This window comes from Hydrogenivirga caldilitoris (assembly GCF_003664005.1).
Taxonomy (GTDB): Bacteria; Aquificota; Aquificia; order Aquificales; family Aquificaceae; genus Hydrogenivirga; species Hydrogenivirga caldilitoris.
Window position 1 is genome coordinate 1,642,318 of record NZ_RCCJ01000001.1, and the last position, 22,229, is coordinate 1,664,546.

The 22,229-nt window shown below is 45.5% G+C and carries 23 protein-coding genes and 1 tRNA gene; 22 read left to right on the forward strand and 2 right to left on the reverse strand.

Features of this window, described 5'->3' with window-relative positions:
- The first annotated feature begins 12 nt into the window (after window positions 1–12).
- From BCF55_RS09005 to BCF55_RS09020, 4 genes are read left to right on the forward strand one after another with little or no spacing between them, the layout of a single operon-like run.
- A complete protein-coding gene (locus tag BCF55_RS09005) occupies window positions 13–714 on the forward strand; it encodes a succinate dehydrogenase/fumarate reductase iron-sulfur subunit (protein WP_121012961.1) in 702 nt (233 codons plus the stop codon).
- A gap of 9 nt (window positions 715–723) precedes the next feature.
- Complete coding sequence (gene fliG, locus BCF55_RS09010) at window positions 724–1,731, forward strand: flagellar motor switch protein FliG (RefSeq protein WP_121012963.1); 1,008 nt, start codon at window positions 724–726, stop codon at window positions 1,729–1,731.
- Window positions 1,709–2,407 carry a FliH/SctL family protein gene (locus tag BCF55_RS09015; protein WP_147425016.1) on the forward strand — a complete coding sequence of 233 codons (699 nt, stop codon included), beginning with the start codon at window positions 1,709–1,711 and terminating at the stop codon, window positions 2,405–2,407. Before fliG ends, BCF55_RS09015 begins: the two co-directional genes overlap by 23 nt.
- Window positions 2,394–3,680, forward strand: a complete 1,287-nt coding sequence (locus tag BCF55_RS09020) for a FliI/YscN family ATPase (RefSeq protein WP_121013190.1) — start codon at window positions 2,394–2,396, stop codon at window positions 3,678–3,680. Before BCF55_RS09015 ends, BCF55_RS09020 begins: the two co-directional genes overlap by 14 nt.
- Here the strand turns inward: BCF55_RS09020 and BCF55_RS09025 are convergent.
- Entirely contained in the window at window positions 3,661–4,056 is a 396-nt protein-coding gene (locus tag BCF55_RS09025) for a type II toxin-antitoxin system VapC family toxin (RefSeq protein ID WP_121012967.1), read from the reverse strand. The two genes, BCF55_RS09020 and BCF55_RS09025, sit on opposite strands and share 20 nt — an antisense overlap.
- 96 nt (window positions 4,057–4,152) lie before the next feature.
- Here BCF55_RS09025 and BCF55_RS09030 point away from each other — a divergent pair, with 96 nt between their 5' ends.
- Genes BCF55_RS09030 through flhB form a run of 9 tightly spaced genes read left to right on the forward strand, consistent with a single transcriptional unit; the run spans window position 4,153 to window position 10,143 of the window.
- The gene (locus BCF55_RS09030; protein WP_121012969.1) at window positions 4,153–4,404 is read left to right on the forward strand and encodes an AbrB/MazE/SpoVT family DNA-binding domain-containing protein; all 252 of its coding nucleotides are present in this window, start codon (window positions 4,153–4,155) and stop codon (window positions 4,402–4,404) included.
- The gene (locus BCF55_RS09035) at window positions 4,401–5,033 is read left to right on the forward strand and encodes a flagellar hook assembly protein FlgD (RefSeq protein ID WP_121012971.1); all 633 of its coding nucleotides are present in this window, start codon (window positions 4,401–4,403) and stop codon (window positions 5,031–5,033) included. Before BCF55_RS09030 ends, BCF55_RS09035 begins: the two co-directional genes overlap by 4 nt.
- 3 nt (window positions 5,034–5,036) lie before the next feature.
- Window positions 5,037–6,515, forward strand: a complete 1,479-nt coding sequence (locus BCF55_RS09040) for a flagellar hook protein FlgE (protein WP_121012973.1) — start codon at window positions 5,037–5,039, stop codon at window positions 6,513–6,515.
- Between the two features lie 8 nt (window positions 6,516–6,523).
- A complete protein-coding gene (locus BCF55_RS09045) occupies window positions 6,524–7,030 on the forward strand; it encodes a flagellar basal body-associated FliL family protein (RefSeq protein ID WP_121012975.1) in 507 nt (168 codons plus the stop codon).
- Window positions 7,030–7,356 carry a hypothetical protein gene (locus BCF55_RS09050; RefSeq protein WP_147425017.1) on the forward strand — a complete coding sequence of 109 codons (327 nt, stop codon included), beginning with the start codon at window positions 7,030–7,032 and terminating at the stop codon, window positions 7,354–7,356. The genes BCF55_RS09045 and BCF55_RS09050 overlap by 1 nt, the downstream gene beginning before the upstream one ends.
- Window positions 7,280–8,017 (forward strand): flagellar type III secretion system pore protein FliP, encoded by a 738-nt coding sequence (gene fliP, locus BCF55_RS09055; protein WP_170144782.1) that lies wholly within the window; start codon window positions 7,280–7,282, stop codon window positions 8,015–8,017. The genes BCF55_RS09050 and fliP overlap by 77 nt, the downstream gene beginning before the upstream one ends.
- A gap of 11 nt (window positions 8,018–8,028) precedes the next feature.
- The gene (gene fliQ / locus BCF55_RS09060; protein ID WP_121012979.1) at window positions 8,029–8,298 is read left to right on the forward strand and encodes a flagellar biosynthesis protein FliQ; all 270 of its coding nucleotides are present in this window, start codon (window positions 8,029–8,031) and stop codon (window positions 8,296–8,298) included.
- The gene (fliR, locus tag BCF55_RS09065; RefSeq protein ID WP_121013192.1) at window positions 8,295–9,059 is read left to right on the forward strand and encodes a flagellar biosynthetic protein FliR; all 765 of its coding nucleotides are present in this window, start codon (window positions 8,295–8,297) and stop codon (window positions 9,057–9,059) included. The genes fliQ and fliR overlap by 4 nt, the downstream gene beginning before the upstream one ends.
- Before the next feature lie 28 nt (window positions 9,060–9,087).
- Window positions 9,088–10,143 carry a flagellar biosynthesis protein FlhB gene (flhB, locus tag BCF55_RS09070; protein WP_121012981.1) on the forward strand — a complete coding sequence of 352 codons (1,056 nt, stop codon included), beginning with the start codon at window positions 9,088–9,090 and terminating at the stop codon, window positions 10,141–10,143.
- Between the two features lie 4 nt (window positions 10,144–10,147).
- Here flhB and BCF55_RS09075 read toward each other — a convergent pair whose 3' ends face one another.
- Window positions 10,148–10,774, reverse strand: coding sequence for a MarC family protein (locus BCF55_RS09075; protein WP_170144783.1), 627 nt, complete (start codon window positions 10,772–10,774; stop codon window positions 10,148–10,150).
- A 194-nt stretch (window positions 10,775–10,968) separates the two neighbouring features.
- On the opposite strand from BCF55_RS09075, the gene BCF55_RS09080 reads away from it, so the two are divergent.
- The 9 genes from BCF55_RS09080 (at window position 10,969) to clpP (ending at window position 22,212) form a co-directional block, all read left to right on the forward strand.
- Window positions 10,969–13,272 (forward strand): ribonucleoside-diphosphate reductase subunit alpha, encoded by a 2,304-nt coding sequence (locus tag BCF55_RS09080; RefSeq protein WP_170144784.1) that lies wholly within the window; start codon window positions 10,969–10,971, stop codon window positions 13,270–13,272.
- Between the two features lie 52 nt (window positions 13,273–13,324).
- Window positions 13,325–14,377: a ribonucleotide-diphosphate reductase subunit beta gene (locus BCF55_RS09085; protein WP_121012985.1), complete on the forward strand. Its 1,053-nt coding sequence runs from the start codon at window positions 13,325–13,327 to the stop codon at window positions 14,375–14,377.
- A gap of 12 nt (window positions 14,378–14,389) precedes the next feature.
- Window positions 14,390–15,685 carry an amidohydrolase gene (locus tag BCF55_RS09090; RefSeq protein WP_121012987.1) on the forward strand — a complete coding sequence of 432 codons (1,296 nt, stop codon included), beginning with the start codon at window positions 14,390–14,392 and terminating at the stop codon, window positions 15,683–15,685.
- Between the two features lie 21 nt (window positions 15,686–15,706).
- Window positions 15,707–16,171: a hypothetical protein gene (locus BCF55_RS09095; RefSeq protein WP_121012989.1), complete on the forward strand. Its 465-nt coding sequence runs from the start codon at window positions 15,707–15,709 to the stop codon at window positions 16,169–16,171.
- Window positions 16,172–16,183: 12 nt separating this feature from the next.
- Window positions 16,184–17,254, forward strand: coding sequence for a tRNA 2-thiouridine(34) synthase MnmA (gene mnmA, locus BCF55_RS09100; RefSeq protein ID WP_121012991.1), 1,071 nt, complete (start codon window positions 16,184–16,186; stop codon window positions 17,252–17,254).
- A complete protein-coding gene (locus BCF55_RS09105) occupies window positions 17,251–20,130 on the forward strand; it encodes a bifunctional diguanylate cyclase/phosphodiesterase (RefSeq protein ID WP_121012993.1) in 2,880 nt (959 codons plus the stop codon). The genes mnmA and BCF55_RS09105 overlap by 4 nt, the downstream gene beginning before the upstream one ends.
- Before the next feature lie 11 nt (window positions 20,131–20,141).
- Window positions 20,142–20,225 (forward strand) — tRNA-Leu (locus BCF55_RS09110).
- Between the two features lie 20 nt (window positions 20,226–20,245).
- Entirely contained in the window at window positions 20,246–21,607 is a 1,362-nt protein-coding gene (gene tig, locus BCF55_RS09115; RefSeq protein ID WP_121012995.1) for a trigger factor, read from the forward strand.
- Window positions 21,608–21,612: 5 nt separating this feature from the next.
- On the forward strand, window positions 21,613–22,212 hold the full coding sequence (clpP, locus tag BCF55_RS09120) for an ATP-dependent Clp endopeptidase proteolytic subunit ClpP (RefSeq protein WP_170144812.1): 600 nt from the start codon (window positions 21,613–21,615) through the stop codon (window positions 22,210–22,212).
- Window positions 22,213–22,229: the final 17 nt, after the last annotated feature.

Genomic DNA, 22,229 nt, shown 5'->3' on the forward strand with positions numbered 1-22,229 from the left:
ATCTTTTATTTTATGAGGGTAAAGCTGAGGAAATATTCAGAGGGAAAGTTCAATATACAGGAGTACGAGCTTGACATTACAGGAAAGCCGACCGTTCTTGAAATACTTATGCGTATAAAGGAAGAGCTTGACCCCAGTCTTGCCTTCCGTGCTATGTGTAGGGCAAGTATATGTGGTACGTGTGCTGTAAAGGTAAACGGTCAACACAAACTGGCTTGCAACACACGGGTGGAGGGGGAAGAAGTCCTAATAGAGCCTGTTGACGGATTTAAGCCCATAAGGGACCTGGTGGTTTCCCACGAGGAAATATACGAAAGGCTGAAACCCTCCAGGGTTTGGTTTGTTCCAAAGGACGGAAACATGAAACTTCTGCCGGAAGTTCAGAGGAGAACGGCAAAAGCGTGGGACTGCATCCTATGTGGAATATGCAACAACGTGTGCCCTCCTCTCTTAGAAAAGGTGGACTTTGGAGGACCTCTACTTTTTACCAGGGTGTATAAAACCTTGGATGACCCAAGAGACAGCCTGGGAGAGAATAGACTGGAGAACCTCGCTGCTTTTAACGTCCAGAAATGTGTTCATTGCAGCAACTGCAATCTATTTTGCCCAAAGGGGTGCATGCCAGAGAAGTGGATAAATGTTATTGAAGGAAAGCTTGTTCAGAAGGGCTATATTCAGAAGAAGAAAGAAGACTTTGATTTTTTAGGGTTTTAAAATAAAGTTATGGCAGAGGCTACAGGAAGAGAGCTTTCAAAGGTGGAAAAGGCAGCTATACTCCTGATGTCCCTGCCGCCAGATGTAGCAGCCAACATTCTCAAAGAATTCACCGAGGAGGAGATACAAAAAGTTTTTCTCACCGCTGCCAGGATAAAAGAGATAAAGCCCTCTGACATAGAGACCTCAGTCCAGGAGTTCCTTGAGAACTACAGCTTCGTGGCTACCCAGTACTCAAACCTTGAGACCCTTCTTGAGCAGCTTCAAGGCATACTCCCCCCGGAGATTTATGAGCGGATTAAAAGCCTCCTGGGTTCAGCGGGTGTTGCGGAGGGACTTGAGCAGCTTGAAAGGATAGACACAAGGGTTCTCGTAGGACTTATAAAGAATGAGCATCCCCAAACAATTGCAGTTTTGCTTTCTCAACTTTCTCCTCGCAAGGCTTCTGAGATACTTCAATGGCTCCCTGAAACTTTAAAGTTTGAAGTAGTCAAGCGGATAGCCACCCTTGAAAATATCTCACCCCAATTCCTGAGAGAGCTTATAGAGACGGTAACCGAGGAGATAAAGGCTCTTGGTATATCCGGTGGGATAAAGAAGCAAGAAGGTGTAGCGATAGCTGCTGAACTCATGAACATGCTTGACAAGGAGACAACCGAAACTCTCTTGAGGAAGATAGGTGAAGAAGACCCGACACTGGAGGAGAAGATAAGGGAGAAGATGTTTACCTTTGAAGACATCCGCAAGCTTGATAACAGGGCTATAATTGAAGTCCTGAAATCTGTGGATAAGAACACCCTCATAATCGCCCTGAAAGCTGCCCCTGATGACATAAAGGAAAAGTTTTTCTCCAACATGTCCAAGAGGGCTGCCAAGATAATGCAGGAGGATATGGAAGCTTTGGGACCGGTCAAGAAATCAGAAGCTGAAAGAGCTCAAAAACAAGTTGTGGCGATAATAAGGAAACTAATAGATGAGGGTAAGATAGAGCTGGGTGGAGAGGAAGCTTATGTCTAAGAACTTCCGTCCTCTGTTTAGTGTGGAGTCAACCAAAAGCTCAAGAGAGTTCAGGGACGAAACCCATAAGCTCCTTGAGGAGAAAAAGCTTCTGGAGGAAAGAGTGAAGGAGCTTGAAGAGAGGCTCAGGAGCTTAGAAGCGGAGAACGGAGCGCTTACCCAAGAGCTGAGTCACTTAAAGGAAGAGCTTGCAGAAAAGAACTCACGTTTAGAGAAGCTCCTGTCTGAACTTACCAGTGCAAAGCTGGAGAAGAAGATTACAGAAGAGCTGATTAACAAGGTTAAAGAATCTGTAGACAGTATGAAGGAGAATCTTAAGAGCGACTTTGTAAGGCTCTCTAAAGAGGTTATAAAGGAGTTTTTGCTCACAGATGTTATACCGAAAGAGGAACTCGTAACAAAGATACTCAATGAAGTTTTTGAGGGAAGTCTTGAGTTGAGAGGGAGTGTAAAGGTGTACCTAAACCCAGCGGACATGGACAAAGTCTTTGAGTTCATAGCAGGCGTTAAGGAAAAGCTCGGTGGAAAGGTAGATATAGAAGTATTGCCAGACCAGGGGCTTGCCCCAGGGGAACTGCGCATGGAAACCCCAAAGTTTGTTATAGAGAGAAAGCATGAAGAGATAACCGAGGAAACGATCGGAGAGGTTGTAAAGCGTGTCCTTGAAGGGAGTTAAAGTTTACGGGAAAGTAGTAAGGGTCAGCGGGATATACCTTGAAGCCTACAACCCGGGGAGTGCAACGGGAGACCTTGTTGAGATATATCCTTCCTCAGGTAAAAACATATACGGAGAAGTTATAGGCTTTAACGAGGACAGATGTATAGTTATGCCTTACGGTAAGCTTTCCGGTATAAAGCCTGGCGACAGAGTTCTTATAAAGAGTGAACATGTTTCAACCCGAACAGGTAAGGCTCTGCTGGGAAAAGTTGTAAATCCCTTTGGAGAGCCCCTTGATGGAGAGCCCCTCTTTACCACAGAGAAACTACCCATTGAGCTCACAAACATAAACCCTCTGGAGAGGGAGAGGATAACAGAGGTGTTTGATACAGGCGTACGTTCTATAAACGGCATGTTCACCCTGGGTAAAGGGCAAAAGGTGGGTATATTCGCCGGTGCAGGTGTGGGTAAAAGCACGCTCCTTGGAATGATTACCAATTACAGCGATGCAGATGTAGTCGTTATGGCTCTGATAGGGGAAAGAGGAAGGGAGGTCAGAGAGTTCGTTGAAGATGTCTTGGGAGAAGGCTTGAAGAGGAGCATAGTGGTCGTTTCAACGGCGGATGAGCCTCCTGTTGTGAAGGTTAAAGGGGCTCTCAGTGCCATAGTACACGCAAGATACTTTGCCTCTCAGGGTATGAACATTCTACTGGTTATGGATTCAATAACCAGGTTCGCTATGGCTCAAAGGGAAATAGGTCTCGCCGCTGGGGAGCCTCCGACCTTAAAAGGGTATACACCTTCGGTATTTCACATGATGACAAATATAGTGGAGAGCTGTGGTAACTTTCGCAGTGGCGGAAGTATAACAGGGATCTTCAGCGTCCTGGTTGAGGGTGACGATATAACCCTTGACCCTGTTGCGGATGCTCTTGTGGGTGTCTTTGATGGTCATATAGTCCTCTCGCGGAAGAGGGCAAACGCAGGGCTTTTCCCGGCTGTTGACCCTGTTAAGAGTCTCTCCAGGTTAATGCCCAAACTCGTGAGTGAGGAACACATGAAGATGGTTATGTACGTTAAGGAACTCCTCAGCTCCTACGAATCCATGGAAGACCTCGTAAATCTTGGGCTTTACAAAAAAGGCTCAAACCCTGCCGTTGACAAGGTCTTGGAGAACAAAGAGCTGATAGACAACTTTTTCAGGCAGGACTACAGGAAGGGAGTTTCCTTTGAAGAGAGCCTCAAGGAACTGACAGAGCTATACAACCACCTTAGGGGGAAATCAGCTTAAATCCAGCTTTTTCAAACCTTCTATTAAAGGACAGGACCTCTTTAACTTTCCGTTTCTTTGCTTTGGCAGATTTTAAGGAGTCCAAGAAGCTAAGTTTTGAGGAGGAATAAAGCTTCACAGCCCTCTGGACTACATCCCTGTTCTCCACAGAAAAAAGGCTATCAAGCAAGACGGTGTTCACAACATCCGCCACAACCTCCCTCTCCCATCCGTAAACCTGTTCAAGGTAATAAACAAGCTCAAGCACCACCTCTTCTGTTACGAGGAGCTTTTCCTTTTGTTTCTCCATCTCCCTGAAGAGGGCGTCAATTTTGTCAACCTCCTCCTCTGAGCCGGAGAAGAATTCAAGGAGCACGCCTGTATCTAAAAGTTTCATAATAATGAATTTTATCAAATCCTAAAAAATGTCAATACATTTTTAAGAAAATGATACTTGAAAAAATTTGACAAGTGCCGATATTAATACACAGCCATGGATGAGATAGTCAAGGTAATGGCAAGGGGCTTGATAGCGCTCCCCAGCGATATCAGGAAGAAGCTGGGTGTAAAGGAAGGGGACATACTTAAAGTTGAGGTAAAGGATAGCGAAGTTGTTCTCAAAAAGGAGAGAAGGATATACGACCTAAAAGGTGCCTTAGCCCAGAAGGGTTCAAAGACGCAGTCCAAGAGTTTCGGTGAGATACTCGCCGAAGAGCTTAAAAGAAAACAGGGGGAAAAGGGATGATTGATAACAGACTGGACGTGAAACCACCTGAACCGAAGATAGTGGGACCGGACTACGTCCAGTCCTTTGATACCATGTCTTCGGAAGACTTTATGAAGATATACCTTGAAACCCTGAAGTTCCAGGACCCCTTCAACCAACAGGACCTCTCCAAGTCCTTAGAAGACGTGGTAAAGCTCAACCAGATAAAGTTCTACACTGATATGAAGGGGTTCATGGAGGGCTTTAAAGCCTGGATGAATCAGATAACCTTTATGCAGACTATAAGCCTGATAGGTAAAAACTTCGTGTTTGCAGCGGACACTTTGGATACGGTAAAGGGAGGGGAATACCATATTCTCTCGGGAGAGAGGGTGAGGGGGGTCACCGTAAAGGTATATGACGGGGATGAGGTTATAAAAGAGTTTGAGATGGACCTGGAGAGGGGACTTAATACCTTGGACACAAGTGACCTTCCCCAAGGACAGTTCACGGTAAAGCTCTTCAAGGGGGACTATGAGCTTCCAGGCTGGCAACTCGGTTTTAAGGATACAGTCAAATCAGCCGGTATAGTAAACGGAGAGCTTATGCTTGACCTACTCTCCGGCAGGCAGGTTTCTTCATCTCAAATCATTTACGCGGAGGGTTAAGAGATGTTAAGGAGTTTCTTCAATGCCGTAACAGGGATGGATGCTTCCCGATTTTGGATTGACGTAACCTCCGACAACCTGTCAAACGTTAATACAGTAGCCTTTAAAGCCCAGAGACCCCTGTTTCAAGATGTTATATCCTCGGTTACCATAGGTCTCAACGTCGTAACCGGAACCATAAAATCAACCACATACGGAGCAGGAGTTATAGTTGACAGCACTCAAAAGTTCTGGACGATAGGGAACTTCAAACAGACAGGCGTGAATACAGACCTTGCAATCCAGGGAAGGGGTCTCTTCATACTTAAAGACCCCATAACCGGTGCAAATCTGTACACGAGAGACGGACAGTTCCGACTCAGTAGAGAAGGGTATATGGTAAACTCAGGGGGTTTTTACCTCCAGGGCTTCAGGCTCAACGAGAAAGGAGAGGTTGTGGGGACAGGGCTGGAGAATATCCACGTTGAACAACAACTTCAGCCAAGACCTACAGGGCAGATTTCCTTCCTTCAGCCCACAAACCTAAATGCAGAAGCTATCCCACCGACTGCAGCTTTTGACCCTACAAACACAACTTCATACAACTACAAGTACACTATGACAATATACGACTCCCTTGGGAATGAGTACCAGGCGGATATCTATTTCAAAAAGGACACAGCGACCAACACGTGGAGAATATTTGCCCTAAGCGATTACGACGGAGATGGTAACTTGGAGAATTTGATATCTGACTCCTACAGATCGGGTTTTGAGACATCTGGAGGAAATACGTACAACTACCAGACCATAGTGTTTGACGCTGCAACGGGTAAGATAGACGAAGACGATACACAAACCGCAAATGCTGCAGCATTCAACGTTGTCCCTGTGGGAAATAAAAACTACTTCTTCCTCCAGTTCTTTGACACGGCAAACCCACCCTCTGACGTGACCGGAGCGGCCCAGACCCTGGATACTTCCTCAGGTGGAACTCTTGGCAGCACTGTGGAGGGTCTCACGACCACACCTGGAATGATATTCACCATCGGCGATGAGCTTACCTCTGACACAGACACGAACTTGATTCAGAACTCCTACGCAAATCAGTTTGCCTCTGACTTCGTTGTTACCATGGAGCAGAATGGATATGCGAAGGGAGACCTTATAGATGTTTACGTTCTTTCAGAAGACGGCTCCGTAGTCGCCGTTTACTCAAATGGTAAGTCCCTGCCCCTATACAGGGTTGCCGTAGCCGTGTTTGCAGACCCGGAGGAACTTACCAAGAAGGGTGCCAATCTTTACACTTCCATAACTACACCGACCATATTACTGGCTGGAGGTGCAGAGAAGGTCAGGTCTGGAATGCTTGAGATGTCAAACGTGGACATAGCGAAAGAGTTTATAAACCTGATAACTGCCCAGAGGGCTTATCAAGCTAATGCCAGGGTGATAACCACAGCCAACACGATACTTGATGAAACTGTTAATATTGTTAGATAATAAGAGCCATGGCTGACGAGGAGAGGGAGGCACAGCAGGCAGAGGAGGCGACCGGCGGAGGCAAGGGCAAGCTCCTCCTTGTCGTCCTCCTTCTCCTCTCCCTTTTAATAGGTGGAGGCGCGGGAGCTTACTTCTTCCTGTTCGCTAAAAAGGACGAAGATAAAAAAGAGGAAACCCCTAAACCGAGAGTTTCTCCGGAAGCAGTTGGAGTTATGTATAAACTGGAGCCAGCCTTCATAGTGAACCTCGCAGACCCAGAGCTGACTATGTATGCCAGGGTTTCCATAACTCTTGAGGTTTCTTCTCCAGAGGTAGTCATGGAGGTTCAAAAGAGGGAACCTATAATAAGAGATGCGGTCATTGAGATACTTTCAAATAAAACTTCAAGAGAGCTAAGGTCTCCTGAGGGAAGAGAACAGCTGAAGCTTGAACTCATAAAGAGGATAAACACAATACTGGTGCAGGGGGGAGTGAGGAACATATACTTCACCGAATTCGTAGTCCAGGCAGAGTGATGGAGTTTTCCCAGTACCTGATAAAGGTTTTGATTTCCTTGCTGATAGTGTTGGGGGCAGCAGTCTTGCTCCTTCCCTTCATTTTAAGGAAGTTCATTGGAGTTAAGGGCTTCGGTGGCAAGGGAAACTTTGAAATAAAGAAGATTGCACCTATAACAAAGAGTGTTTTCATAGTTGAGCTTGAGGTAAAGGGTAATACAGTAGTCCTATGTGTTAGTGAAAGAGGGGCTGATGTAATATATAGGGAGTATGGTAACAACCTTCCTTCTTCTAACCTTTCTGAGCCAGGTAGCGTTAGCCCAGAATCAGATAATCCCCCCCATTGAATTCAAGATTGGGGATGGAAGCTTAGACACCTCTTTAAGGCTTCTGCTCCTTCTTACAATACTTGCCCTTGCCCCTTCCATACTCATAATGACCACATCCTTTATAAGGATAGTTGTGGTTCTGTCTGTTCTTAGACAGGCATTGGGCATACCACAGGTGCCACCAAACCAGGTGATAATCTCCCTGGCTTTGTTTCTAACCTTTTTCATCATGAAACCTGTATTTGAGGACATAAATATCAATGCCCTTCAACCTTATATGAAAGAACAGATAAACGACCAAGAGTTTTTCAACAGGGTAACCCTTTTCGCAAAAGACTTCATGCTCAAGCAAACGAGGAAGGATACCGTGGAGGTCTTCTTAGAAGTTGCCAAACTAAAGAAAGAAGAGAGGGAAAGAATAAAGGAGCCAAAGGACATACCTCTGAGCATCCTTATACCCGCCTTTATGGTCAGTGAGCTTACAACCGCCTTTGAGATAGTCTTTTTGCTCTATATACCCTTCCTTATAGTTGATATAGTCGTAGCCTCAATACTGATATCCATGGGAATAATAATGATACCTCCCCAGATAATTTCCCTTCCATTTAAGATAATGCTCTTCGTGCTGGCAAACGGATGGGAACTTGTTGTCCTATCCCTGGTAAGAAGCTATCAGTAAGGAGGTGGGAGATGTCTCCAGACCTTATAGTGTCCTTAGGGCAGAGAGCCTTGGAGATGGCTGTTCTACTAGCTCTTCCGGTTCTCCTGGCAACTTTCATAGTGGGACTGGTCGTGAGCATATTCCAGGCGGCAACCCAGATTCAAGAAATGACCCTTGCTTACATACCCAAGATAATTGCAGCAATGGTTACCATATTCCTCCTGGGTGGTTGGATGATGGAAAAGCTCGTTGACTTCACAAGGGAAGTATTCGTAAACATCCCCGTATGGATAAGATGATAACGCTGGATACTAACAGCTTACTAACCATATCCCTACTATTCTTTCGCGTATTCGCCTTTGTTGTTATGGTTCCCTTCTTTGGAACTTTCTTCCTGCCAAACTTCGTCAGAGCCTATCTCTCCTTTGCAATTGCGGTTTCCATCTTTATGCTCTCAGATTTAAAACCTATAGAAATAAATTCAGTTGCAGAGTTCCTGAAGCTTTCTCTGCAGGAAGCTCTTTTTGGTTTTCTTGCAGGTTTTTTTCTGAGGTTGCTGTTTGACAGCATATTTGTAGCTGGGGAGGTTATAGCGGTAAACACGGGGTTAGGTTTCCTGATGATGTTCTTGCCCCAGCAACCTCAAACCACTGTCCTGGCAGGTTTTTCTACCCTGCTGGCATCCACTCTCTTCCTAACTCTCGGTGGAGCTGAAGCGGTTTACGTGGGTCTTGTGAAAAGCCTTCAGGGTTTCCCGCTGGGCAGTTTTGACCTTTATTTACTGAACGGAAAGGCTCTGCTAAACCTCTTTTACAGCAGCTTTTCCACCGGCGTTAAACTTGCACTACCAGTTCTCATAGCATCCCTGTTAACAAACGTAATACTTGCAGTTGTAAACCGTTTTATACCTCAGATAAACGTTTTTATGGTGGGGCTGCCCCTTCAGATAACCGTGGGGTTAGTGATACTTCTCCTCTCATTGCCAATCATTGGGCTTGTTCTAATAAGCCATATGAGGGAGTACATGTTTAACTTTTTGAGGTTTATGGGTTCGGGTTGAGGACTATATTTAAAGGTTCGGGGGAAAGATGGCACAGGAGAATAAAACCGAAAAAGCCACACCCTACAGACGGAGGAAGCTAAAGCAGGAAGGTAATGTAGCAAAGAGTATAGAGCTTGCCTCCTCTCTTACAGTCTTGGTCTCTTCTTTAATTATCTTCTTTACAGGAGCTCTGATATTCAGAGAGGTTGTCGCCTTCCTGATGGCTATTTCCGGGCTCAGACCCACCGAGTTCTCCTTGCTTGCTGGTAGTACTATAAAGGAGTCCTTCCTTAATATAGTTAAACTCTTAATACCCTTCTTCGTTGTAACCTTCCTCGTGGTTATAGGTGCTCACGTAGCCCAGTTCGGTTTCATTTTCACCCTAAAACCCCTACAATTCAAATGGGAAAGGCTGAACCCCTTTGAAGGTATTAAAAAGATGTTCTCCCTGACCACCCTCTTTGAGCTATCAAAGAACACCCTTAAGGCAGCTCTTCTCTTCGGTATAGCTCTGTTTGTACTGAAGGGGAGCGTTCTGCTTATACTGAACTCCGCTCAGATGCCCATTATGGAGGGGGTTAACTTCCTCCTAGACCTTATGATAAAGGTCGTTATTATACTTGGCGTAGTGGCTTTCTTCATAGCTCTCCTTGATTACGCCTACAAGAAGTGGGACTATGAACGCAGGATAAGAATGTCAAGGCAAGAGGTGAGGGAAGAGTTCAAACAGCTTGAGGGACATCCAGAGGTAAGGGCAAAGGTAAGGGCACGGATGAGAGAGATGGCTCGTGGAAGGATGATGGCAGAAGTCCCCAAGGCAAGTGTCGTTATAACAAACCCGACCCATTACGCAGTGGCTCTAAAGTATGATGCCCAAAAGGACAGAGCACCGGTTGTGGTAGCCAAGGGTAAAGGAACTCTCGCTGAAAGGATAATAAGGGTAGCCCAGGACAACGAAGTCCCCATAATGAGAAAGCCTGAACTTGCAAGGGCTATATACTCTGCAGTTGATGTGGGAGATGAGATACCCCCTGAATTCTACAGGGCTGTAGCAGAGATAATAGCCTTTATAACTTTCAGAAAGAAGAGAACCTATGTGTAAATAGTCACCTGAACAGGAGAAATTTCAAGCCTTCCGTTATGAACTGTACCGACACTGCGAGCAGGAGGATTCCTGTAATCCTTGACGCTAAACTTATTCCCACCTTGCCCATAAAGTTATACAGAAAGGTGCTTGAAGAGAGGACTAAAAAGGCTACAAAGGCAGCACATAAAATTGAACATATCAGAGCCATCAGCTCATAGAAGCTGCCTATAGAAGCCCTGAGGACAAGAACGGTGGTTATAGTTCCCGGTCCGGAGAGGAGCGGCATAGCTAAGGGTATCAGAGCTATGTTCTCCCTACTTAAGGCGGCCTCTATCTCATGCTTTTTTGCCCTTTCCTTTAGGAATTCCCCCTGAACAAGATTCAAGGCTATAAGAAACAGGAGTATTCCCCCTCCGACCTTGAAGGCAGGTAGGGTTATACCCATAAGCCTGAACACGAGGTCACCGGTAAACAGAAAGAATAAAAGTATAAGGAAGGCATACTGAGCTGAGCGGCGAACTATTTCCTTCATTTCAGTATCAGAGTATTCCTGAGAAAGGGATATGACCAAAGGGATACCAGAGAAAGGGTTCATTATGGCGACTATAGAAATAAAAGCTTTAAAGAAGAATATCAGGTACTCCACAGAGCTTGTATTATATCAAGGGCTTATATATAATACATTCCCCTTTTTGCAGGAGGCACATGGATGTTGAAAGATTTTTATAAGTTCTATCAATTACTTTTTGCTCCGGGTAAATTGTGCCGCCAACACAACGATATAGGGTTATACCGGGTTTTTGACAAGACCTCTAAAATAGCCTCATGGAGGGGACAACCATGGAAGTAGTAAAGAGAAGTGGAAAGCGCGAAAAGCTTGACATAAACAAGATCAGGATAGCTCTGGAGTTTGCCTTTAAGGGTCTCAACGTAGACCCTCTGGAACTGGAAACGGACGCCCAGATCCAGTTCAGGGACGGTATAACTACCGAGGAGATACAGGCTGTCCTCATAAGAACAGCGGCGGAAAAGGTCTCCCCAGAAACTCCAGATTGGCAGTATGCAGCAGCCAGGTTATTACTGTACGACCTTTATAAGAAGGTTGCTCATATAAGAGGGTATGAGGTCAGAGATGAGCTTTCAAAGGACTACAGACCTTATAACGTTGAAGGTTTTTATAACTTCGTCAAGAAGTATGTCCAGGAAGGTATATACGGAGACTATCTTCTCAAGCACTATTCTGAGGAGGATTTTAAAGAGTTATCAAAACACATTAAACCCGAAAGAGACCTCTACTTCAACTATACAGGGATAAAAATTCTGGCAGACAGGTATCTTGCAAGGAACGAAGATGGAATGGTAATAGAGCTTCCCCAGGAGATGTATATGCTCATATCCATGACCCTTGCAATCCCAGAAAGGCAAGAGGAAAGAGTGAAGTGGGCAAAGGAGTTCTATGACCTGCTATCAGAGCACCTCATTACTGTTGCAACGCCAACCCTCATGAACGCAAGGAGACCCTTCACCCAGCTCTCTTCCTGTTTTATCCTCACAGTAGACGACGACCTGTATGACATCTTTGACAACGTCCAGAAGGCCGCTCAGATATCAAAACATGCAGGAGGGCTGGGAATATACCTTGGAAAGCTGAGAGCCACAGGAGCACCTATAAGGAAGTTTAAGGGAGCGAGCTCCGGAGTTATACCAGTTGTGAAAGTCATAAACGACGTTATGACTTATGTGGATCAGCTGGGCATGAGGAAAGGTTCTGCCTCTATAACTCTGGACATATGGCACAAGGACATCCTTGACTTTTTAGAGGTAAAAACTAACGCGGGAGATGAAAGGAAGAAGGCTCACGACATACATCCGGCGATCTCTATCCCGGACATATTTATGAGGAGGGTTGCAAACAGGGAGAAGTGGACACTCCTTGACCCGTACTACACCAAAAACGTACGGGATGGCAAAAACCTGGAAGACCTGTGGGGTGAAGCTTTTGAAGAGGAATACCTGAGACTTGAAAGAGAGCTCCCAAAGGAAGCTAAGAAAGAAGTTGATGCCTTTGACCTCTGGAAGAGGCTTCTTACAGTCGCCTTTGAAACGGGAGAGCCTTACATATTCTTCAGAGACCACGCTAACAAGAAGAACCCTAACAAGCATGCGGGAGTAGTTTACTCAAGTAACCTCTGCCATGAGATAGTGCAGAACATGAGCGTTACCAGACATCTGAGCAGGGAACTTAATCAGGAGACAGGAGAGATAACCTACAGGAAGCAGTCCGGTGACGTGGTCGTGTGTAACCTTGGCTCAATAAACCTCGGAAAGGTTCACACGAAAGAAACCATGGAAAAGGTTGTCCCCAAGCTCGTGAGGCTCTTGGACAACGTAATAGAGATGAACTACTACGCTATTCCGGAAGCCCAGTACACCAACAAGAGATACCGTGCCATAGGCATAGGGGTCTCCAATTACCATTACTGTCTCGTTAAGAACGGAATTCAGTGGGAGTCTGAGGAGCACCTGAGGTTCACAGACAGGCTCTTTGAGCTTATAGCTTTCTATGCGGTTAAAGGCTCTATGGAGCTGGCAAAGGAGAGGGGCAAGTACAGACTCTTTGAGGGCTCGGACTGGAGTAGGGGTATATTCTTTGGAAGAAAGATAGAGGAAATTGAAGAAAACTCCAGGGAAAACGGAAACAACCTGCCCTGGAAAGAGCTTTCGGAGGAAGTGAGGGAGCACGGAATGAGGAACGCCTATCTGATAGCTCTTATGCCAACAGGAAGCACTTCGCTCATACTTGGGGCAACTCCCTCTATTGACCCGATATTTGCCAAATACTACAAAGAGGAGAACATGAGTGGCATACTTCCCCAGGTTCCTCCTGAGATAGACAGGTTCTTCTGGCATTACAAGAGCGCATACCACATTGACCAGGAGTGGGTAATAAGGGCGGCAGCGGTCCGGCAGAAATGGATAGATCAGGCTCAATCCCTGAACCTCTTTATAGACCCTGAGAAGATTGACGGACCAAAACTTTCCAAGATATACCAGCTCGCCTGGGAGCTCGGACTCAAGACTATCTACTATTTAAGGAGCAAGTCTATAACCGACATAGAGGAGTGTGAGAGCTGTGCAGTTTAGACTTTAAAAACTGTAAAAAAGAACGAAATTAAAAAGCCGGAGGAGGTAGGCGATGTTAGATAGTTCTGAGAAGGTGCTTCAGAGGAAGCTTATATTCAACCCGGAGGGCGCAAGGGAAGCTTCAGAGAGGAGAGTCATAAACGGAAACCCAACCAACATCATAGAGCTTAACAATATCAAGTATGCCTGGGCTTTTGACCTTTACAAGACCATGGGATTTTCCAACTTCTGGATACCCGAAGAGATACCCCTGATGGAGGATAAGAAGCAGTATGAGAGGGTACTCTCAGATTACGAGAGGAGAGCTTACGAGCTCGTCCTGAGTTTCCTTATAGCTCTTGACTCCTTCCAAGTAGATATGCTCAAGGACTTTGCGAGGATGATAACCGCTCCGGAGATAGAGATGGCTCTCACCGCCCAGGAATTTCAGGAGTCAGTACACGCCTACTCTTACCAGTTCATACTTGAATCGGTGGTAGACCCCATAAAAGCCGACGAGATATATAACTTCTGGAGGGAAGATGAAAGACTTAGGGAGAGGAACGAAGTCGTTGCTGAGGTCTACAACGAGTTTATAAGAAAACCCTCCCAAGAGAACTTTATTAAGGCTGTGATAGGAAATTATATACTGGAGTCCCTTTACTTCTATTCGGGTTTTGCCTTCTTTTACACCCTTGGAAGGCAGGGTAAAATGACCAACACCGTCCAGCAGATAAAGTATATAAACAGAGACGAGCTAACCCACGTGACCCTCTTCAGGAATATGATCCTATCCCTTCAAAAAGAACAACCTGAGCTCTTCACGCCCGAAATAAAGAAGTGGATATCTGAATACTTCAAATACGCTATAGACCAGGAGATAAAGTGGGGGCAGTACGTAACACAGGACCAGATACTCGGTATAAATAATACCCTGATAGACAGGTACATAAAGTATCTCGGAAACCTCAGGGTAACCCAGATAGGTTTTCAGCCCCTGTATCCAGAAATAACTGAGAATCCCATGAAGTGGATAGATGACTTCAGAAAGATAAACAACACAAAGACCGACTTCTTCCAGAGAAAACCCCAGACCTACGCTAAGGCTAACGAACTTAAGTGGTAAAATTCTCTCCTTATGGAGAGATACGACCTGCTTATAAAGAAGGCTCTCCTTCCCAACGGGAAGGTAAAGGATATAGCGGTCAAAAGTGGTAGGTTTGTAAAGATAGGAAGTGATATAGAAGCTGAAGCGGGTTACGTAATAAACGCCAGTGGTAAGATAGCTCTTCCCTCCTTTGCCAACATGCACACCCACGTTCCCATGTCCCTCCTGAGAGGTATAGGGGCAGACCTACCCCTCATGGACTGGCTCCAGAAGGTTATATGGCCTCTTGAAGGTGAGTTCGTATCGCCTGAGTTTGTCAAAGCTGGAACAGAGCTGGGGCTCTTGGAGATGATAAAGTCCGGAACCACCCTCTTTATGGATATGTACTTCTATGAGGAGGAGGTGGGAAAGGTTGCCAAGGAGGCTGGTATAAGAGCTGGCTTGGGTTTTGGAATTCTGGACTTCCCCACAAAGGTAGCAAAGACACCAGAGGAGTATCTGAAGAGGGCAAGGGAGTTTGCTGAGAGCTTCAAGGGTGAGGAACTCGTTTTCCCTGTGATATGCCCCCACGCACCCTACACCTGCTCACCTCAAACTCTCAAGAAAGCTAAAGAACTCGCCGATGAACTCGGTCTCTACCTTCACATACATGTAGCTGAGACAAAGGACGAGGTGGAGAGGATAAGGGAGGAGTATGGAAACACCCCCATAAGATATCTCAGCAGCATAGACTTCTTGTCCGATAGGGTTCTGTGTGCCCACATGGTCTGGCTGGACGAGGAAGAGATGGAGATAGTAAAAGAAAGAGACGTCAAGGTAGCCCACTGCCCTGAAAGTAACCTAAAGCTAGCTTCAGGGATCGCACCGGTTCCTGAGTACATAAGGAAAGGGATTCATGTGTGTCTTGGAACGGACGGCTCTGCCTCCAACGACAACCTTGACATGCTTGAGGAACTCTCCACCATGGCGAAGCTCCATAAGGGTGTAAGCCTTGATGCAAAAGCTATTGATGCTGTAACTGCTCTGAAAGTGGCAACCCAGAACGGATTCTCAGCTGTAGGAATAAGGGCAGGAAGGATAGAGGAGGGGTATGAAGCGGATATGATACTTATAGACCCAGAAAACCCCCATCTTCAACCCCTTTACGACCCTGTGGCACAGGTGGTTTACTCAGCCCAGTCCTCGGATATAGATACGGTGATATGCAGGGGCAAGGTCCTCATGGAGAAAAGGGAGCTAAAGACCCTGGACGAGGAGAGGATTCTTTACGAAGCAAAGATATGGGGGGAGAAGATAAGAAACTTTCTTGACAGATACAAAGGATAAGGTACATTATAGAACCTGCCAATGAAGAAGGACCTGAGTAACCTCCTTAAGAAGGAGACCCTGCCCCCAGGGTTTGAAAGCCTGGACAACGCCAAAGAATACTTAGCAAGGTATCTAATAAACTACATAAATATAGAGCTTCAAGGGTTGCCAAAGGAGGAGTGGACAAAAACCTTAGAAACCTGGGGTAAGATATGCGCCTTTGCAAAGGGGCTTATACAGAAGAGTGAAAAGGAAAGAAATAAGCTCTATGATAAGCTTGGTTTTGATATGATGATGCAAGGAATAGCGGAGGATGTTAGACAGACCTTCATAGGAATGCTCAGCCTAGGTATATTAAAGGAGAGCGAACCACCCCAAAACCTCATCCTGAGGGCTGTTGAACTTATAAAAGACAACGATGACCTCCTTAAGAGATGGGAGTTGAGCCCTGAAATAGTCAACTTTATCTACAACTTCTTCTCAAAAAACCCAGGAAAAACTTAAATTTAATAGGTTATGAGAGTTGCCGTTGGAATGAGCGGTGGTGTTGATAGCAGTGTGGCCGCCCTCTTACTAAAAGAAAATGGTCATGAAGTAATAGGTGTCACTCTGCGTTTTCATACAACCGAAGCATGCGAGGTCAATGGAACCCACAACGTTTGCTGTTCTCCAAAGGACGTACAGGATGCGGCAAGGGTTTCCCAAAAGCTGGGAATACCACACCTAACATTTGATTGGGAAAAAATCTTTAAAGAAAGAGTAATAGATTACTTCGTGAGGGAGTATTCTCTCGGAAGAACCCCAAATCCATGCGCTTTATGTAACAGAGAGGTAAAGACAGGATACTTCGCAAGGTATCTGAAAGCCGTCGCCGATATAGATAGGCTCGCAACAGGACACTACGCGAGGATAGAGGAACATCCAGCGTTTGGAAGGATTATAAGAAGAGGAGTGGACAGCAGAAGGGATCAGTCTTACTTCTTAGCCCTTGTGAGAAAGGAAGACCTTGAGCTTCTGGATTTTCCCCTCGGCAGTATGACAAAAGACGAGGTTCGGGAAATAGCGAGAAAGCATAACCTTGACGTCGCGGAGAAGAGGGATTCCCAGGAGGTTTGTTTTCTGATGGGAAGGTCTCCGGGGGAGTATATTGAAACCGCGATCGGGAAGAGGGAGGGACCCATAAAACACATCTCCGGTAAGGTCCTGGGAAAACACACAGGTATATACAACTTTACGATAGGTCAGAGAAGAGGTCTTGGGATTTCTTACGGAAAACCACTTTACGTTGTGGACATAGACCCAAGAACAAATACGGTCCTTGTCGGGGAGGAAGAGTACCTGTACAACGATACCCTATATGTGAAGGGCGTGAACTTCCACGTTCCTCCCGAGCAGTGGCATAAGGTCAGTGCCCAGATAAGGTACAGGCACACACCTGTTGAAGTTGAAAGCTTTAAAAGGTTATCCGATGTATATGAAGTGAGGTTCAAGGAGGACGTAAGGGGGATAACACCCGGGCAAGTGATAGCCTTTTACAACGAAGATATTCTGCTCGGTGGGGGAATAATTGAGGGAACGGGTACATGAAACTGAAACCGAAGCTTGTAGCCCTCTTACCGTTCACACTGACAGCCCTAATCCTGAACCTATTCAGTGTCTCCCTATTCCTTGATAGTATTGCCTTCATCTTTGGGGGCGCGCTTGTATTCTTCTTCCTTGAAACATACGGGTTCAGGTTTGCCTTCGGACTATCACTAATTTTAGGGGCTCAGATATACATCATCTATGCCGACCCTGTCTCTTCAGTGTTTTTACCTATCTCCCTTATCTCCATTTACCTTATTAAAAGAAACTTCAGGCTAAGTCTCATACTGGCGGGGTGGAGCTTCTGGGTTCTACTCGGCTGGTGGGTCTATCTGATATTCCTGCTCAACCTGTTTAACGTTGAAGAGCTAATAGCTATTACCTTAGCCTTGAAGGAGTCCGTAAACGGGCTTGTGAATGTAACCATAGCCAGCCTGCTGGTTCTCCTATACAAGTATTACTTTGACAGGGAGAGCAGAATCTCCTATGCCGAGCTGGTCTTCGTATTCATAGTGGCCGTTTCCGTTACCCAACTTTTCCTCATATCAGCTTTAAAAGCCAGAGAGGAAGAGAAACACATGGTCAAGAGCATAAAAGGTGATATTGAGGCCATTTCAAAGAACATCAGGGAAAACGTGGTTTACTGGCTGGACATTCACCTTAATGCAGTCAGGGAGCTTGCTAACAGGCTGGTCATATGGGGACACTCCAACAGAGAACAACTCCAGAAGGAAACTGAAGCCATAAGGAGGTCTTTCACAGAGTTTCATGCTTGCTACATAGCCGATAAGAACGCAACTGCGATAACCTTCTATCCTGAGGTGAACCCAAGGGGTAAGTACATGATAGGGACGAACTTCAGTTTTAGACCATACTATAAAGACGTCAAGAGCACACTTCGGCACACCTTCACCGAAGTCTTTGTAGCCAAGTTCGCCTTGATACCTGTAGTAGGAATTGCCGTTCCCGCGGTTAAAGAAGGGGAGTTTCTCGGATACGCTTACTGCGGTCTAAGGCTTGACAGGATAAGAGACATTGTAAAGGAGTTTTCCCTTAAAGAGGGGGTTTTCATCACTTTAATTGACAAAAATGGAAAGGTAATAACCTCAAACAGAGAGGACCAAAAGCCAATGCATGACTTTGAACGTGGAGAGCTGCAAGTTACGAAATTTGGACTCATACTTGAGGGAAGAAACAACGACCATGGGAGAAAAAGCTCTTTAAGGATAGACACCCTTTACCACTCTTTCTTCTACAATGAGCTAAAGCTCAGAGAGGACATAGGATGGAGTGTTGTAATGGAGGTGTCACTGATTCCCTACCTGAACGTTCTATTCTCAAAGTTAAACGTTAGCTTTTTACTTTTACACCTCTTTACATTCGTATCCTTCCTGATTTCCCGCTTTTTAACTTTTGTTGCCACAAGACCTGTGAGCAAGCTCGCAGACTCCATAGACGTGATAACCAGGAACATAGAAAAGAGACCTGATATCCTGCTTCCGAACACCAACATAAAGGAGATAGGGAAACTAAATAGGTCCTTTGAAGCTATGGCTAAGAAAGCCCTTGAATACATGGATGAGTTGAGGAGGTTAGCCTACTACGACCCACTGACAGAATTACCGAACAGAACCCTTTTGAGGGATAGGATAGAGAACGCAATCCGTTTTGCAAAACGTAACAGCACAAGAGTTGCCGTCCTCTTCATAGACCTTGACTACTTCAAAACTGTGAACGACACGTTAGGTCATGAAGTAGGAGATAGGATACTTGCTCAGGTAGCAAAGAGGCTCAACTCAGTCTTCAGAAGCACTGATACAGTGGCAAGATTCGGTGGAGATGAGTTCGTGGCGGTAATCCCAGACCTAAAGGATATAAATGATGTCGTTAAGGTGACAGAGAAAGTCTTAAAGGTTTTTGAAACTCCCTTTGAGGTGGAAGGAGAAGATATATACCTGTCTGCATCCGTAGGTATAGCTCTGTATCCTGATAACGGTGCAGACCCTACAGAGCTGATAAAAAACGCAGACATGGCCATGTACAGGGCAAAGGAGGAGGGGAAAAATAACTTCGCTTTCTTTACAGAGGATATGAATAAGAAAGCTATAGAGATTCTTAACACGAAAAACAGACTCCATAAAGCTTTGGAGAGGGGAGAGTTCTTGCTCCGATATCAACCTATATACAACATTGAATCAAACTTAATAGTGGGGTTTGAAGCTCTCCTGAGGTGGGAAGACCCTGAAAAAGGACTGATATCTCCAGCAAGCTTTATGCCTATACTGGAGGAGTTGGGATTAATAAGGGAAGTGGGCGCATGGGTTATGGAAAACGCCTTTCGGAAGGCAAAGGAATGGGGAGATAAGTACGGGATATACGTCAGCGTGAACATATCCCCAAGACAGTTCGCCGAAAGGAATTTCGTCAATAAGGTTCTTGATATAGCTGAAAAGACAGAAACCGAAAGCTCAAAGTTGGTCCTTGAGATAACGGAAACCTCCCTCATGAAAAACCCGGAGGAATCGGTCAAAACCCTTAAAAGGTTGAAAGCTAAAGGGTTCAGGGTTGCCGTTGACGACTTCGGAACCGGCTACTCTTCCCTTGCATACCTTAAGAAGCTCCCTATAGACATAATAAAGGTTGATATGACCTTCACTCAGAGCATGGTAAATTCTGAAGTTGACAGGTCTATAGTTAAGACTGTTATAGACTTAGCAAGGTCTCTTGGACTTGATAGTCTTGCGGAAGGTATTGAAACAAAAGAACAGCTTGAAATGCTTAAGGTTATGGGCTGCAAGCTTGCCCAGGGGTACCTATTTGGAAAACCCGTAAAGGATGAGGAAGCGGAAGCTCTTATAAGAAAAGAAAAGGGATTATAATATTCCTTTTAGCGGGTGTGGCGGAACTGGCAGACGCGCCGGACTTAGGATCCGGTGCCCGTTAGGGCGTGAGGGTTCAACTCCCTCCACCCGCACGAGTTTAAGGAGGACTTGGATGAAGGTAAAGGCCGAAGAAAGGGAAGGGCTCTTTAAGGCTCTAACCGTTGAAGTTGAGGGTGAAAAGGTAAAGAGCCTTCTTGACGAGGTGTACTCTAACCTAAAACAGAATGTTGAGATTCAAGGTTTCAGGAGGGGAACAGCTCCTCTGTGGCTTATAAAGGCTAAGTATAAGGAGTACATTGAGGAAGAAGTTGGGAAGAAGGTAGCCAACCAGACCCTTGAAGAGGCTATAAAGGAAAGTTCCTTGACCCCTGTTGCAGATATATACCTGGAGAGGGTTGAGCTTGAAGAAAAAACTCCAAGGGTAACCTATACTGTAACCTTTGAAACAGCTCCAGAGTTTGAATTAAAGGATGTAGAGGGTCTTGAAGTTGAAGTACCAAAACTTGAATTCAAACCGGAGATAGTTGATAAAAAGATAGAGCAGCTCAGAGAAGAGCACGCCGTATGGGAACCCGTTGAAGACAGACCCATAAAGGAGGGAGACCTCGTCACCATAGAGTATGAGGTTGAGGAGATAAAGGAGGGGGAAGAAGGAGAAAAGGTTACAGGCGAAACCTCCGGTATAATCGGTCAGAAGATGTTCAGGGAAGAGCTTGAGCAGGCTCTTACTGGCAAGAAGGTAGGGGAAGAGGTAACCCTTAAAGAGCTACCCATATACGACCAGGAAGGTAAAGAAATAGGAAAAGCCAACATAAAGGCAAAGATAAAGGATGTAAAGGAAAAGGTTCTTCCTGAGCTTGACGATGACTTTGCGAAGGAACTTGGTTACGAAAACTGGGAGGAAGCAAAGAAGAAGATAGAGGAGCAGGTAAAGGAAGAGTTTGAAAAGACAAAACAGGCTGTGATTGAAGATGCCGTTGCTGACAAGCTCATAAGCATACACGAGATGGAGATTCCAAAGACCTTACTAAACAGGGAGCTCTCCTTCCTGGTTGAACGGAGAGTAAACGAACTGAAGCAGTTTGGAATAGATACAAGGTATCTGGACTTCAGGAGTATGGCACAGGAACTGCTCCCTCAGGCACAGGCGAACATTAAGCTGAGATACATTCTTGACAAGTACGCCCAAACCAAAGGCATAGAAGTTACAGAGGAAGATATAGAGGAGCAGTTTGAGGAGCTCGCAAGACAGATGGGAACTACTAAGGATGAAGTGAAGGAGTACTTTGAAAGGGAAAACCTCATGGATGTTGTAAAATCTGACGCAACCAGAAAGAAAGCCCTAAAGGAGCTTATAAGCAAGGTGAAGATTAAAGAGGTTGAACCTCAAAAGGAGGAGGTTGTGGAAGAGGAGAAAGAGGAGGAAAAGCCCAAGAAGAGGTCAAGTAAGAAGAAAAAAGGAGGAAGCGAGTGATGGATATGAAGGACATAATTAACCAGCTTGTTCCCATAGTTATAGAGCAAACACCCAGAGGCGAGAGAGCCTACGACATATACTCAAGGCTTTTACAGGACAGGATAGTCCTGCTCGGCTTTCCAATAGACGACCACGTTGCTAACCTCACAGTTGCCCAGCTACTTTTCCTTGAGTCCCAGGACCCAGAAAAGGACATATACCTATACATAAATTCTCCTGGCGGCTCCGTAACAGCCGGAATGGCTATATACGATACCATGCAGTATGTAAAGCCAGACATAGTTACCATATGCATAGGTCAGGCTGCATCTATGGGTGCCGTCCTCCTTGCAGCCGGTACGAAGGGAAAGAGGTATGCCTTACCCCACTCAAGGATAATGATTCACCAGCCTCTGGGTGGAATTCAGGGGCAAGCGACCGATATCATTATTCACGCGGAGGAGATAAAGAGGATAAAGAGGATGCTTAATGAGATACTTTCACACCATACGGGACAACCTTTAGAGAAGATAGAGAAGGACGTGGAAAGGGATTACTTCATGTCAGCTGAGGAAGCCAAGGAATACGGGGTTATAGACAAGGTCATTGAAAAGAGACAGTAAGAATATTAATTTTGAGG

Coding starts and splice junctions, on each gene's coding strand:
- fliG (WP_121012963.1), top strand. CDS start 724: ATGGCAGAGGCTACAGGAAGAGAGCTTTCAAAGGTGGAAAAGGCAGCT.
- fliQ (WP_121012979.1), top strand. CDS start 8,029: ATGTCTCCAGACCTTATAGTGTCCTTAGGGCAGAGAGCCTTGGAGATG.
- BCF55_RS09095 (WP_121012989.1), top strand. CDS start 15,707: ATGAAGAAGGACCTGAGTAACCTCCTTAAGAAGGAGACCCTGCCCCCA.
- BCF55_RS09035 (WP_121012971.1), top strand. CDS start 4,401: ATGATTGATAACAGACTGGACGTGAAACCACCTGAACCGAAGATAGTG.
- BCF55_RS09045 (WP_121012975.1), top strand. CDS start 6,524: ATGGCTGACGAGGAGAGGGAGGCACAGCAGGCAGAGGAGGCGACCGGC.
- BCF55_RS09040 (WP_121012973.1), top strand. CDS start 5,037: ATGTTAAGGAGTTTCTTCAATGCCGTAACAGGGATGGATGCTTCCCGA.
- BCF55_RS09030 (WP_121012969.1), top strand. CDS start 4,153: ATGGATGAGATAGTCAAGGTAATGGCAAGGGGCTTGATAGCGCTCCCC.
- BCF55_RS09080 (WP_170144784.1), top strand. CDS start 10,969: ATGGAAGTAGTAAAGAGAAGTGGAAAGCGCGAAAAGCTTGACATAAAC.
- tig (WP_121012995.1), top strand. CDS start 20,246: ATGAAGGTAAAGGCCGAAGAAAGGGAAGGGCTCTTTAAGGCTCTAACC.
- fliP (WP_170144782.1), top strand. CDS start 7,280: ATGGTAACAACCTTCCTTCTTCTAACCTTTCTGAGCCAGGTAGCGTTA.
- clpP (WP_170144812.1), top strand. CDS start 21,613: ATGAAGGACATAATTAACCAGCTTGTTCCCATAGTTATAGAGCAAACA.
- flhB (WP_121012981.1), top strand. CDS start 9,088: ATGGCACAGGAGAATAAAACCGAAAAAGCCACACCCTACAGACGGAGG.
- BCF55_RS09050 (WP_147425017.1), top strand. CDS start 7,030: ATGGAGTTTTCCCAGTACCTGATAAAGGTTTTGATTTCCTTGCTGATA.
- BCF55_RS09025 (WP_121012967.1), bottom strand. CDS start 4,056: ATGAAACTTTTAGATACAGGCGTGCTCCTTGAATTCTTCTCCGGCTCA.
- fliR (WP_121013192.1), top strand. CDS start 8,295: ATGATAACGCTGGATACTAACAGCTTACTAACCATATCCCTACTATTC.
- BCF55_RS09085 (WP_121012985.1), top strand. CDS start 13,325: ATGTTAGATAGTTCTGAGAAGGTGCTTCAGAGGAAGCTTATATTCAAC.
- BCF55_RS09005 (WP_121012961.1), top strand. CDS start 13: ATGAGGGTAAAGCTGAGGAAATATTCAGAGGGAAAGTTCAATATACAG.
- BCF55_RS09105 (WP_121012993.1), top strand. CDS start 17,251: ATGAAACTGAAACCGAAGCTTGTAGCCCTCTTACCGTTCACACTGACA.
- BCF55_RS09090 (WP_121012987.1), top strand. CDS start 14,390: ATGGAGAGATACGACCTGCTTATAAAGAAGGCTCTCCTTCCCAACGGG.
- mnmA (WP_121012991.1), top strand. CDS start 16,184: ATGAGAGTTGCCGTTGGAATGAGCGGTGGTGTTGATAGCAGTGTGGCC.